The sequence below is a fragment of the Motilimonas sp. 1_MG-2023 genome (assembly GCF_030547455.1).
Lineage (GTDB): Bacteria > Pseudomonadota > Gammaproteobacteria > Enterobacterales > CBDFNC01 > Motilimonas.
The window spans coordinates 174438-187283 of record NZ_JAUOPX010000001.1 but is presented as its reverse complement, the minus strand read 5'-3'; the positions used below and the strand labels follow the sequence as shown (position 1 = coordinate 187283).

At 43.7% G+C, this 12846-nt stretch carries 12 protein-coding genes; 4 read left to right on the top strand and 8 right to left on the bottom strand.

The features are described from left to right. The first annotated feature begins 3 nt into the window (after window positions 1-3). The 3 genes from pilB to Q4519_RS00855 are packed head-to-tail and all read left to right on the top strand — an operon-like array spanning window position 4 to window position 3892. The gene (gene pilB / locus Q4519_RS00865; RefSeq protein ID WP_303508481.1) at window positions 4-1707 is read left to right on the top strand and encodes a type IV-A pilus assembly ATPase PilB; all 1704 of its coding nucleotides are present in this window, start codon (window positions 4-6) and stop codon (window positions 1705-1707) included. Window positions 1708-1734: 27 nt separating this feature from the next. Then, window positions 1735-2970: a type II secretion system F family protein gene (locus Q4519_RS00860; protein WP_303508478.1), complete on the top strand. Its 1236-nt coding sequence runs from the start codon at window positions 1735-1737 to the stop codon at window positions 2968-2970. A gap of 34 nt (window positions 2971-3004) precedes the next feature. Further along, window positions 3005-3892 carry an A24 family peptidase gene (locus Q4519_RS00855; protein WP_303508476.1) on the top strand — a complete coding sequence of 296 codons (888 nt, stop codon included), beginning with the start codon at window positions 3005-3007 and terminating at the stop codon, window positions 3890-3892. Window positions 3893-4053: 161 nt separating this feature from the next. On the opposite strand, the gene yacG is transcribed toward Q4519_RS00855, so the two are convergent. From yacG to Q4519_RS00825, 6 genes are all read right to left on the bottom strand, one after another. Beyond that, window positions 4054-4242 (bottom strand): DNA gyrase inhibitor YacG, encoded by a 189-nt coding sequence (yacG, locus tag Q4519_RS00850; protein WP_232799891.1) that lies wholly within the window; start codon window positions 4240-4242, stop codon window positions 4054-4056. Between the two features lie 2 nt (window positions 4243-4244). Next, window positions 4245-4970, bottom strand: coding sequence for a cell division protein ZapD (gene zapD, locus Q4519_RS00845; protein WP_233053761.1), 726 nt, complete (start codon window positions 4968-4970; stop codon window positions 4245-4247). An 89-nt stretch (window positions 4971-5059) separates the two neighbouring features. Further along, window positions 5060-5656: a dephospho-CoA kinase gene (coaE, locus tag Q4519_RS00840; RefSeq protein ID WP_303508468.1), complete on the bottom strand. Its 597-nt coding sequence runs from the start codon at window positions 5654-5656 to the stop codon at window positions 5060-5062. 4 nt (window positions 5657-5660) lie between these two features. Beyond that, window positions 5661-6053 carry an 8-oxo-dGTP diphosphatase MutT gene (mutT, locus tag Q4519_RS00835; RefSeq protein ID WP_303508585.1) on the bottom strand — a complete coding sequence of 131 codons (393 nt, stop codon included), beginning with the start codon at window positions 6051-6053 and terminating at the stop codon, window positions 5661-5663. Window positions 6054-6229: 176 nt separating this feature from the next. Then, a complete protein-coding gene (gene secA / locus Q4519_RS00830; RefSeq protein ID WP_232799894.1) occupies window positions 6230-8965 on the bottom strand; it encodes a preprotein translocase subunit SecA in 2736 nt (911 codons plus the stop codon). A gap of 77 nt (window positions 8966-9042) precedes the next feature. Further along, window positions 9043-9966, bottom strand: a complete 924-nt coding sequence (locus Q4519_RS00825) for a M23 family metallopeptidase (protein ID WP_232799895.1) — start codon at window positions 9964-9966, stop codon at window positions 9043-9045. Between the two features lie 31 nt (window positions 9967-9997). On the opposite strand from Q4519_RS00825, the gene Q4519_RS00820 reads away from it, so the two are divergent. Further along, complete coding sequence (locus Q4519_RS00820) at window positions 9998-10483, top strand: DUF721 domain-containing protein (RefSeq protein WP_303508462.1); 486 nt, start codon at window positions 9998-10000, stop codon at window positions 10481-10483. A gap of 70 nt (window positions 10484-10553) precedes the next feature. Here the strand turns inward: Q4519_RS00820 and lpxC are convergent, their stop codons facing one another. After that, window positions 10554-11468 (bottom strand): UDP-3-O-acyl-N-acetylglucosamine deacetylase, encoded by a 915-nt coding sequence (gene lpxC, locus Q4519_RS00815; RefSeq protein WP_232799897.1) that lies wholly within the window; start codon window positions 11466-11468, stop codon window positions 10554-10556. Window positions 11469-11641: 173 nt separating this feature from the next. Further along, window positions 11642-12808, bottom strand: a complete 1167-nt coding sequence (gene ftsZ, locus Q4519_RS00810; protein WP_232799898.1) for a cell division protein FtsZ — start codon at window positions 12806-12808, stop codon at window positions 11642-11644. Window positions 12809-12846 lie beyond the last annotated feature (38 nt).

The window sequence follows — 12846 nt, the reverse complement described above, 5'->3', positions numbered from 1 at the left end:
AGCATGTCAATAAACGCATCCACGAGTGGCTTAATCAGCAATTTAGCCACTCGTGGCTTTTTCCCCAAGGAAAAAGCCCAATCTATATTAGTTAATGCTAAAGCCGAAAAACAACCACTAGTGACTTATTTAGTGCTTAATAAGATTATAAGCTCTAAAGAATTAGCGGATTTTTGTGAGGCTGAATACGGCATTCCACTACTCGATCTTGATTCTTTTCAATTAGACGATATTCCCGATAAGTTTGTTAATGAAAAACTAATCGAAAAGCATCATGCGCTGCCGATTTATACCCAAGGCCACACTCTTTACATCGCTATGTCGGACCCCACTAACGTGGGTGCACTGGAAGACTTCGGTTTTAGCTTTGCTATGCATACCGAAGCCTTACTGGTAGAAGAAGATAAGCTGCAACGAGCTATCGAGAAACTCACTGAAGATGACACTTCTGCACTTGGCGACTTAGACGAGTCTGAAATAGGCGATCTTGAAGTTGATGATGCTGAGTCTCGTCTAGATGAAGCTCAAAACATCGGAGATGATGATGCGCCGATCGTCAAGTATATCAATAAAATTCTTTCCGATGCGATTCGTAAAGGCGCATCAGATATTCATTTTGAGCCTTACGAAAAAAAGTACCGGGTACGCCTGCGTATTGATGGCATTTTAGCTGAAGTGGCGACACCGCCGATTAACTTGGCCAATCGTTTTTCAGCCCGGCTAAAAGTCATGTCTAAACTGGATATTGCCGAACGCCGTATTCCGCAAGATGGCCGGATTAAATTAAGGTTATCTAAAAACAAATCCATGGATTTACGTGTTTCGACCTTACCCACCATGTGGGGCGAGAAAATCGTAATGCGTATTCTTGATAGCTCAGCAGCGAAACTAAATATCCATGCGCTGGGTTATAGTGATAAACAAAAGAAGCAGTATTTAGACGCCATTGCTAAACCACAAGGGATGATTTTGATTACTGGGCCGACTGGCTCAGGTAAAACCGTCTCTCTGTATACAGGCTTAAATATTCTTAATACCCCAGAGCGCAATATTTCTACTGCGGAAGACCCGGTTGAAATTAACTTGGAAGGCATTAACCAAGTACAAGTGAACCCAAAAGCGGGCTTAACTTTTGCCAGCGCGCTGCGTTCATTCCTGCGTCAAGACCCTGATATCGTAATGGTCGGCGAAATCCGCGATTTAGAAACCGCCGAAATCGGCATTAAAGCAGCGCAAACCGGTCACTTAGTACTATCAACGCTACATACCAACTCAGCTTCAGAGACTTTAACGCGTTTACTTAATATGGGCGTACCTGCCTTTAACGTCGCTTCATCGGTGACCTTGATTATGGCGCAGCGTCTAGCGCGCCGTTTATGTGAGCATTGTAAAACCCCTGAGCAAATACCTCAGCAAGAACTATTAGCTCTAGGTTACACTCAAGCCCAAGTGGCGAAAGGTATTACCACTTATAAAGCGGTCGGTTGTGATAAATGTACCGATGGCTATAAAGGCCGGGTCGGTATTTACGAAGTGATGGTGATGTCAGAAGCCATTAGTCGCGCTATATTAGATAATGCCAATGCCATGGTACTGAATGATATAGCGCAAAAAGAAGGCATGCACACCTTACGTCAATCAGCCCTAATTAAAGCGGTAGAAGGCGTCACCAGCCTGTCTGAAGTCACCCGCGTCACTAACGACTAACAATTAATCAATTTTAAAGGAATTATGATGGCAGTAGCAAAAGCCAAAAGCGCCCCTAAAATCTATACCTTTAAATGGAGCGGCGTAAACCGTAAAGGCAAAAAAGTTTCTGGTGAAATGCAGTCTGAATCTGCCGCACAACTTAAAGCTGAAATGCGCCGTCAGGGCGTAAACATAACCAAAATAGCCAAAAAGACCGAGTCCATCTTTGATAAATTAGGCAACACAGTTAAGCCAATGGACATTGCTATTATTTCAAGGCAAATAGCAACCATGTTAACAGCTGGTGTACCACTAGTACAAAGCCTGCAAATGATCGGCAAGAGCAACGAAAAAGGCGCTATCCGCGATTTAATTGGCACGGTTGCAAGTGAAGTAGAAACTGGAACGCCGCTCTCTGATGCGTTGAAAAAACACCCTAAATATTTTGATGATCTATACTGCGACTTAGTGCAAGCTGGTGAACAATCAGGCGCATTAGAGTCACTATTCGATCGGATTGCTATTTATAAAGAAAAAGCAGAAGCCCTTAAATCCAAAATAAAAAAAGCCATGTTTTATCCTGCCATGGTGGTGCTTGTTGCTATCACGGTAACAGTGATTTTATTACTATTTGTAATCCCACAATTTGAAGATATTTTTAATGGTTTTGGCGCTGAGTTACCGGCATTTACCCAGTTTGTTATTGGCATATCTCACCTACTACAAAGTTACTGGTATATCGTATTCTTTAGCATCGCTATCGCTGTTTTCACCTTTAAAAAAGCACATTTAAACTCTCAGAATGTAAGAGATAATACCGATAAGTTTATTCTAAAAATCCCGGTAATCAGCACTATTTTACACAAAGGCGCGATGGCGCGTTTCGCTCGTACCTTATCCACCACTTTTGCCGCCGGTATTCCGCTGATAGACGCTCTTCAGTCTGCCGCGGGCGCATCGGGCAACTATGTTTACCGCAGTGCCATTTTAAACATACGTAACGAAGTCATAGCGGGGATGCAGATGCATGTGGCGATGCGAACCACTGGTATCTTTCCCGATATGGTGACGCAAATGATTATGATCGGTGAAGAATCGGGCGATTTAGATGGCATGCTAACCAAAGTAGCCGATATTTATGAACGCGAAGTGGATGATGCAGTTGATGCATTAACCAGTTTAATCGAGCCGATGATCATGGTAGTACTGGGCGTAGTAGTCGGCGGCCTTGTTATTGCCATGTACTTACCTATCTTTAGCTTAGGCTCAGTAGTGGGCTAATTTGATTCTGTTCTCTTTAGGATAAACAGCAGTAATGCAAGATGTCATTTTACAAATGGAGGCCTACCCCGCCTCCATTATTGTTTTTGCTGGGGTGCTTGGTTTAATGGTTGGCTCATTTTTAAATGTGGTTATCCATCGCTTGCCTATAATGATGCAAAAAGGTTGGCAGTCGGAATGCCGAGTTTTACTCACTGATGAGCTTAAGTCTCCGCCTAAAGAAGACGAGGTATCTCCCCGTTATAATTTAGTTGTCCCACGCTCGGCTTGTCCTAACTGTAATCACCAAATCACCGCGTTAGAAAATATCCCCGTTATCAGCTGGTTAATGCTTAAGGGCAAGTGCAGTGAGTGTTCAACCCCCATCTCAGCGCGCTACCCAGGTGTTGAGCTATTAACGGGTTTGATGTCTATCGCAGTCGCCTTTGTTGTGCCCTTTGGTTGGCCGCTAATGTTAGCCCTTACTTTAACTTGGTTTCTTGTGGCAATGACCTTTATCGACTTTGATACCATGTTATTGCCAGACCAACTGACCTTGCCGTTATTGTGGCTTGGTTTGCTGGCGAACTGTTTTGGCACCTTTACCGATTTACAAAGTGCGGTGCTAGGCGCGGCGGCGGGTTATTTAAGCCTGTGGAGTATTTACTGGGCGTTTAAGCTGCTAACTGACAAGGACGGTATGGGTTATGGAGACTTTAAGTTACTCGCCGCCTTAGGCGCTTGGTTTGGCTGGGTGTCGTTGCCGGTGATTATCTTGCTATCGTCTTTTGTTGGCGCGGTTGCAGGCATTGCCTTGATGGTGCTAGCGAAAAATGGCCGTGGTCAACAAATTCCGTTTGGCCCCTATTTAGCGGGTGCGGGTTGGTTGTATTTGGTTTATGGCCAAGAATTAATTGAATTGTATTTTTCGGTGATTTTGTAGGTTTTATCTATATTGCAGCATAAATGCTGCTCCTACGCGGCCTGCATAAAGACTCGTAAGAGCAGAATTTATTCTGCGATGGATTAAAGATATTCATCAAATACATCGCAACAGATTATGCTCAATCGCAGCATGACTGCTGCTAGCGATTGTCGGATTAATCAATAATCATCAAGATCTTGCTTTTCTGGCACAAATGCTGGCTCGCCGGCAATGCGTTTTTCTTCATCGGCCCACTCGCCTAAATCAATCAATTTACAACGTTCACTGCAAAATGGGCGAAATTCAGATTCAGGTTGCCAAATAACTTCCGCTTGGCAGGTGGGACAGTTTACTTTGGTGATCGACATAACTAACAACTCGCAATTTGGAAGGGGATATCTTGGGCTTGTTCATCGCCATGGGGTAAAAAACGAATGGCGAAGCGGCTTTTATGACCACTTACGGTGGGATAAAAACCTAACATCGGCGATATTTTAATACGGATCATATCAGCATTATCCGCGTTATCTTGATAGAAACCATTCTTAGCCACTTCATTATTAAAATGACTACTATCGCGGCTCAGCTTCAGATTAAGCTGTAAGGCGCCAATGAGGGGCTGGAAGTCGGCAAGCCAGCGCTTACAGTCTGCCGCTTTTTCCTCTTCCGATAAGTTAAGCCAAAAATACAACTGAGGTAAATCGAAGCTGCATAAACCACCAGGAATTGAAAAACGCTGCCTCACCGCGGACAAAAAGCGATCTTCTTTTAAGGTTTGGGTGATGCGACTCAGCCTTGGCAGTTGGTAAATAAATTTACTCAATTGCTCTTGCAGCAGGTGAATACGGTTTAAATCAACACCGGGAATAGTGGCCCAGTGGTTAACAGACTCTAGGTGCTTCTCGAGATCTTTCGTTAAGTCACCGCGAATTTCGCAGCGCTCCATCAACTCATGTAAATCGAGAATGCCTTTGAAGAATGCTTCTGGATCGCTGGACGCAGTTAAATGTCGACTCTTAGCTATTTGACCGAAGATATACTCTAGGCGTAAATAGCTTCTGCTTTTCTCGTTAAGTGGATGTTCGAAAATGACCATTCAGGTACAAAAATCCTCAAGCTGTTGGAAAAATCAAAGTTTAGCGCTTAAGTGACAAAATGTTGAGTGTTATGTGGATTAATTTCAGTTCATGCTTGTGACAGTATCACTTGATGTAAGGCTTTAACCTGCTGCGCCAGCGCATTAAGGTCAGCGGAATTATCTAATACGTAATCTGCGACTTTTAGGCGCTGAGCTCTGGACACTTGCGCCGCCATAATTGATTCTATTTGCGCTTTCGAGTTATGGTCTCTGACCATTGCTCGCTTTAGCTGAATATCCTCTGGCACATCAACGACAACCAGCTTATCAATATAACTGAGCAAGTCATTTTCAATCAGTAACGGCGCTTCTAAAATGGCATAGTCACCTTGGCAAGAGTGCAGTTGCGACAGCAGAGATTGGCGAATTAACGGATGCAATAGATTATTGAGCCATTGCTTTTCTGTGGCATCAGCAAAAATTTTTTTACGTAATTTAACCCGATCAAGTTGGCCGTCAGGTAATAAAATATCTTGGTCAAAGTGCATTGTAATCTGTGCGAGTGCGCCGCTACCTGAAGTCGGCATTACCACTTCGCGAGCAACAACATCAGCATCGACTACCGGTACCCCCAATGTTTTGAAAACACCACTAGCGGCTGATTTACCCGAGCCAATGCCACCAGTGAGGCCTAAAATAAACACGCTACTAATCCGCTAACAGTTTATCGACAATCGGTTGATTGGCATCAGGGAAGGTGTAATTTGACAAATCAGCTTTCGCTACCCAACGCACTTCTTGACCTTCAAGGCCTTGCGCCTCACCACTAAAATCAGTGCTAATCATAAAGTCCAATAGTACTTGCTTGTCAGGATAATCAAAACTAATGGAGTCAAACAAACGAGCGCTGTTGACGAGAATATTTACTTCTTCTTGCAGCTCACGGATCAATGCTTGCTCGGGGGTTTCGTTAGCTTCTACCTTGCCACCGGGAAACTCCCATTTGCCACCTTGATGTTGATGGTCAAGGCGACGACTAATTAAAACTTGTTGCTCGGGATTAATAATGATGCCAGCGGCGACATGGATACGTTTCATAATAGCCTTTAGGGGAATGTAGCAGCAGAAGTCATTCTGCGATGATGGTGTTGCAATGTTCGCATCTGTATCTGTGAATATTTCATAGAATGTATCGCAGAATAAATTCTGCTCCTACGAAAGAGGTATCTCACCCTGTAGGAGCAGAAGTCATTCTGCGATCTTAGCAGCTAGAGCGCTTAACTTAATTTACCGTGGCATTGCTTGTACTTTTTACCTGAACCACATGGGCAAGGTTCATTACGGCCTACTTTTGGCTCTTCACGCACGAATGTCTCTGCGCTTTCGCTTTGCTCTTCTGCAACGGCGTCGGCTAATTGGCTGTGCGCGCTTTCATGTTGGTAAGCTTGTTGCTGTGCTTGTGCTTCACGACGACGTTGCTCTTCTACTGCATTAACGTCGTTCTGAGTTTGCACTTGCACCTTCGCTAGGATCGCCACTACATCATGTTTGAGGTTTTCTAGCATCTCTGTAAATAGCTCAAACGACTCGCGCTTGTACTCTTGCTTTGGATTCTTTTGCGCATAACCACGTAAGTGGATACCTTGACGTAGATGATCCATTGCTGATAAATGCTCTTTCCACAAACCATCTAGGGTTTGTAGCATTACCGCTTTTTCAAAGTTTTGAATAACTTCAAGACCAACCACTTCTTGTTTAGCTTTGTAAGCAAGGCGAGATTGATCGAGAATTTGCTCACGCAACTTCTCTTCGTCAAGCTTATCGTCTTTATCTAACCATTCTTGTAATGGTAGATCGAGTGCAAAGTCACTCTTCAAGCGGGCTTCTAAATCTGCAATTTGCCACATTTCTTCTAGTGACTGTGGTGGAATATATTGATCAATAGTGCTGCTAATTACATCACCCCAAACCACCTCAATGGTTTCTGAAATATCACCACTGTCCATGAGTTCATTACGTTGCTCGTAAATGACCTTACGTTGGTCATTGGCAACATCATCATATTCAAGCAGTGATTTACGCATATCAAAGTTACGGCCTTCAACTTTGCGCTGCGCATTTTCAATGGCGCGAGAAACCCAAGGATGTTCAATCGCTTCGCCTTCTTCCATACCCAGCTTTTTCATCATGCCTGAAACTTTATCCGAGGCAAAAATGCGCATTAATGGATCTTCCATCGACAAGTAGAAACGCGTTGAACCAGGATCACCTTGACGACCAGAACGGCCACGTAACTGGTTATCGATACGACGAGATTCATGTCGCTCAGTACCAATAATATGTAAACCTCCGGCTTCCAATACCGCATCATGTACTTTTTGCCAATCCGCTTTAATATCTTCTAGCTGTGCTGGCGTTGCGCCTTGTTCTTCAGCGTCAGTTAAACGTACTTGCAAGTTACCACCAAGTACGATGTCGGTACCACGGCCAGCCATATTAGTTGCAATAGTGACTGCACCAGGCGTACCCGCTTGAGCAACAATTTCCGCTTCTTTTTCGTGAAACTTAGCGTTCAATACTTGGTGTTTAATTTTGGCTTTTGTCAGTAGCTTAGATAAAATTTCTGAGCTTTCGATCGATACCGTACCAACCAGCACTGGTTGCTTACGCGCTACACACTCTTTGATATCAACGATGATGGCTTCGTACTTCTCCATCGTAGTTAAGTAAACTAAGTCACCCATGTCTTTACGGATCATCGGTTTGTTGGTTGGCGTCACTACAGTTTCTAAGCCATAGATGCTTTGAAATTCAAATGCTTCTGTATCTGCCGTACCTGTCATACCCGCTAGTTTTTCATATAGACGGAAGTAGTTCTGGAAAGTGATAGATGCCAGCGTTTGGTTTTCGTTTTGAATTTTAACGCCTTCTTTGGCTTCAACAGCTTGGTGTAAGCCTTCAGACCAACGGCGACCGGGCATAGTACGCCCAGTGTGCTCATCAACAATAACAATTTCATTGTCTGGGCTAACAATGTAGTCAACGTCTTTTTCAAATAATGTGTGAGCACGCAGCGCTGCATTAACATGATGCAATACTGAAATGCTGGAAGCGGCAAATAACGACGCGCCGTCTTCTAAGATTCCGCGCTCTTGCAAAATTTCTTCTACTTTAATCTGACCACGCTCGGTTAAGAAGGCTTGCTTACTCTTTTCATCAACGGTGTAATCACCTTCACCGACGTAATCTTCAGTATCTTCTTTCTCTTGTTGCTCTAGCAGCGGAATAACTTTATCAAGTTGCTGATAAAGCTCTTGGTTGCCTTCTGTTGGACCAGAAATAATCAATGGCGTTCGTGCTTCATCAATTAAAATTGAATCCACTTCATCCACAACCGCGTAGTAAAGTTCACGCTGGGTACGGGCAGCAGGCTCAAACGCCATGTTGTCGCGTAAGTAATCAAAACCAAATTCGTTATTGGTACCATAAGTGATATCGGCGGCATAAGCGGCACGCTTTTCATCTGGCGTCATACCCGACAAGTTAATGCCAACCGACAGGCCTAAAAATTCAAATAAACGTCGGTTCCACTCAGCATCACGCTTGGCTAGGTAGTCGTTCACGGTAATAACGTGTACGCCCTTACCGGTAATAGCGTTTAAGTATGCGGGTAAGGTAGCGGTTAATGTTTTACCTTCACCGGTACGCATTTCAGCAATTTTGTTGTCATGTAAAATCATGCCACCCAGTAACTGCACGTCAAAATGACGCATACCAAATACACGCTTTGAACCTTCTCGAACGACGGCAAAAGCTTCTGGTAGCAACTCATCCAAGGTTTTACCTTGCTGGAAAGCATCTTTAAACTCTTGCGTCTTAGCACGTAGCTCTGTATCACTAAGGGCTTGAAATTGTTCTTCTAGATCATTGATCTGTTTAACAACTTTACTTAATTTTTTCAGAAGTCGGTCGTTTCTACTGCCGATGATTTTGGTTATTATTTTGTTAAACATCTATCAACTCTCGCGTTTTAATCATTAAAGCTTGCTCAATCCTTGGCAAGAAAGTTATTTTCTAATTTGTGCTTGGTCTAACCGGCTTTTCGGTAAATATATTTACGCGGATTAACCTGTACGCCATCTTTTAGGACTTCGTAGTGCACATGGGGCCCCGTTGAACGCCCCGTTGTTCCCATTAATGCAATGGTTTGACCGCGGGTAACGACATCGCCCTCAGCTACGTTAACGGCTTTAGCATGAGCATAACGAGTAACAAATCCATCGCCATGATTTATCTCAACTAATTTACCATAACCCGTTTTAGTTCCAGCCCAGCTAACAATACCCGCCGCCGTGGCGGTGATAGGCATGCCATTACGCCCAGCAATGTCGACACCTTTGTGGTAGCGCGCACGTCCAGTAAATGGGTCACTGCGAACACCGAATAACGAAGTGACATAGCCTTTACCTTTAACTGGCATACCAAAAATGAAGCTGTCATCAGAGATATGGTGATTCATTAACACAGATTCAAGTAATTGCATCTGTTCTTCGTTAGTTTTTATTTCAAAAGCCACTTCTTCAATCTGCTGAGTCAGTGTTTTTAGATCTACGCTGAGTACGAGATCATTATCTGAAATAGGGCCACCCATCGGCATAGGCTGAGAAAAATCAAATTCGCCGTCTTCCAATTCTGCTTGCTCAGCTAAGCGGCCGCCCAATGCATTCAAGCGACTAACTTGTGCTTGTAGCTCACCTACTTTCGTCGCCAACATAATTAACTGCTGATCAGATTCTTGTTTTAAGCGGGTTAGTTGCTCGTTTTTTTTGCTTAGATTGCCTGTAATACTGGCAATTTTATATTGCATTAGTGTGGCAGAATAGCCGTCGTAGAGGCGATGTCCGACCATTGCGGTGACAAAGGCAAATAGCACTAATAAAAACCAAATCCATTTGAGCTTTATCACTATGCTGTGCCGATGTTTCTGACCGGCGTAAATAACTGTTACACTCATGGTTATACTACTCGATTAGATCTTAAATAAGATGCGTAAAAATCATCCTTGTCCACTTACCAAATTGGCTTCTGACTCTAATTTCAAAAAATTGAAAGAGCGAGCCGATCAATTATCAGCGCTCGACAGGGTACTACAAAGTGTGTTGGAACAACACCAGATTAAACATTGCAAGATCGCAAATTTTAGAACTGGAACCTTATTCCTCGCCGTTTCCAGCGCAGTTTGGTTAACCAAATTCAATCAAAAGCGCAGCGATATTCTATCCGACCTACGTCAAAGTATTCCCGCATTGGTTAGCATTGAAGCTAAAATCAATCCTGAACTAGCCAAAAAAGTAACCGTAAAGGTCAATGAACCCGTTCAATTTAAAGCTAACCCTAGGAGGATCTCTGAAACTTCAGCGGGCTATATTTTGAGCGCTGCTGAACACGCATCGGGGAAACTGAAGGAAAAGCTAGAAAGATTAGCTGCACTGGCTACAGAGAGACGAGCCAGTACAGATAACGATAATTAGCCTAAGACTATTAGCCTAATTAAATCAAACGCAGTTTATTAGTTACAAATAGTTTTAGCTAAACTATTTGTTAAGCAAACGCTGGCGATAGGTAAGTGACCGCCTCTTCTGCTTCTTGCTCAAAGCTCACCATTTCCCACGCAGTTTGGTCTGCTAACAGCGCACATAACAATTTATTGTTTAGTGCGTGTCCGGTTTTGTAGGCTTTTAACTCACCTAAAATAGTGTAGCCACCTAAGTATAAGTCACCAATAGCGTCCAATACTTTGTGTTTTACAAACTCGTCTTCATAACGCAGACCGTCTTCGTTTAACACACGGTAATCGTCTAAACCAATCGCATTGTCTAAACTCGCACCTAAAGCCAAGTTGTTAGACTGCAAATACTCAACATCACGCATAAACCCAAAGGTACGTGCGCGGCTGATTTGCTTTAAAAACCAAGGACCAGAAAACTCACTAACAATGTGTTGGTTTTGCCCTTCAATTACCGGGTGAGCAAAATCAATCGCGAAATCTAAACGGAAACCCTTATTAGTCGGGTTTAGCTCCGCCCATTTATCCCCATCCTCTACGCGAACAGGCTTTTTAATGCGGATAAATTTCTTCGCGACGTTAAGCTCTTCTATACCAGCAGACTGAAGCAAAAACACAAAAGGACTGGCACTACCATCCATAATTGGAATTTCTGGTGCATCCACGTCAATCACAATATTATCGATACCTAAGCCCGCTAAAGCAGCACTTAAATGCTCAACTGTTGAAATTTTTTCGCCAGACTCGTTCACTAAACAAGTACACAGCATGCTCTCTTGCACTGCCTGCGCGGTAGCCTTAATGCTTACCACAGGATCTAAATCGACCCGACGATAAACAATACCTGTATTAGCTGGAGCGGGACGCAAAGTCATCGTGACTTTATTACCCGAATGCAGGCCAATACCGGTTGCTTGTACGCTTTGTTTTAATGTTCTTTGTTTAATCATTGAGTCTTCCGTTTTTCAACACAGTCGTATAAATAATAGCGTCATTACCCAGTATCCGATATATAGGCAAACGCCTACTTTTATAGGGGCCATACTAGATAATAGACTGTATTTCACGCGTTATTACGCAACATGTTAACACATGTCACAGAATTTCCAAATATGATGATTATTTAGTCTGCTTGCTTTCTTAAAAAAGCAGGAATATCTAAATAGTCAATGTCCGATTTGGCTTCTGCTGCTGGTTTCGCCTTGGGCTCTTCAGCTGGTTTCGCAACAGCTTGTTGCTGTACCGCCGCAGACGATTCATTAATAATTGGCGCATTAACTGCTGTTTCACGTACCACAGGCTTAGGGTTAACTAATGTGATATCTGGCTTACGCTCACCGCCAATACCTGTTGCAACAACCGTTACTCGTAGTTCATCAGACATTTCTGGGTCGATAACAGCACCGACAACCACTGTGGCATTTTCAGATGCAAAAGTACGTACTGCATTACCAACCGTTTCGAACTCTTCAATGGTGATATCAAAACCAGCTGTGATGTTGACCAGAATACCGCGCGCCCCCGCTAGATCGACATCTTCGAGCAGTGGACTAGAAATCGCTGCATCTGCCGCTTCTTCAGCACGATCATCGCCACGAGCAACACCGGTACCCATCATGGCCGTACCCATTTCTTTCATTACGGTGCGTACGTCGGCAAAATCCACGTTGATCAAACCTGTGCGAGTAATTAGCTCGGCAATGCCTTGAACTGCGCCAAATAAAACATTGTTAGCTGCTTTGAATGCGTCCAATAGGCTGATACCACGCCCGAGTACTTTTAACAGCTTATCATTTGGAATAGTGATTAACGAATCCACTTCCGTCGCTAATTGTTCAATTCCTTGCTCGGCATAACTTAAGCGCTTTTTACCTTCAAAAGCGAATGGCTTAGTCACCACTGCTACGGTCAAGATACCCAACTCTTTAGCAATGCTTGCTACAACTGGCGCGGCGCCTGTACCCGTACCGCCGCCCATACCGGCAGCAATAAAGATCATATCAGACCCTTCAAGTAATTCTTTAATGGCTTCACGATCTTCTAGTGCTGCTTCACGTCCCACTTCTGGATTCGCGCCAGCACCTAAACCTTTAGTGATACCAGAGCCAATTTGTAATGTGGTCCCTGCATTTGAATTACGCAGTGCCTGCGCATCGGTATTCACCGAAATAAACTCAACACCTTCAATGTTTTGAGTCAACATATGTTCAACAGCGTTGCCGCCGCCGCCACCTACACCAACGACCTTGATGACAGCTTCGTCTGCATGACTGTCCATTATTTCAAACATAACTCTCTCTCCGTTTACCTTTGCCTGTTCGCAAAAAA

Bases quoted from the DNA above. Each gene is read 5' to 3' on its own strand.
- pilB (WP_303508481.1), top strand. From the start codon at position 4: ATGTCAATAAACGCATCCACGAGTGGCTTAATCAGCAATTTAGCCACT.
- Q4519_RS00825 (WP_232799895.1), bottom strand. From the start codon at position 9,966: ATGAGTGTAACAGTTATTTACGCCGGTCAGAAACATCGGCACAGCATA.
- zapD (WP_233053761.1), bottom strand. From the start codon at position 4,970: ATGGTCATTTTCGAACATCCACTTAACGAGAAAAGCAGAAGCTATTTA.
- Q4519_RS00820 (WP_303508462.1), top strand. From the start codon at position 9,998: ATGCGTAAAAATCATCCTTGTCCACTTACCAAATTGGCTTCTGACTCT.
- Q4519_RS00860 (WP_303508478.1), top strand. From the start codon at position 1,735: ATGGCAGTAGCAAAAGCCAAAAGCGCCCCTAAAATCTATACCTTTAAA.
- yacG (WP_232799891.1), bottom strand. From the start codon at position 4,242: ATGTCGATCACCAAAGTAAACTGTCCCACCTGCCAAGCGGAAGTTATT.
- lpxC (WP_232799897.1), bottom strand. From the start codon at position 11,468: ATGATTAAACAAAGAACATTAAAACAAAGCGTACAAGCAACCGGTATT.
- secA (WP_232799894.1), bottom strand. From the start codon at position 8,965: ATGTTTAACAAAATAATAACCAAAATCATCGGCAGTAGAAACGACCGA.
- Q4519_RS00855 (WP_303508476.1), top strand. From the start codon at position 3,005: ATGCAAGATGTCATTTTACAAATGGAGGCCTACCCCGCCTCCATTATT.
- ftsZ (WP_232799898.1), bottom strand. From the start codon at position 12,808: ATGTTTGAAATAATGGACAGTCATGCAGACGAAGCTGTCATCAAGGTC.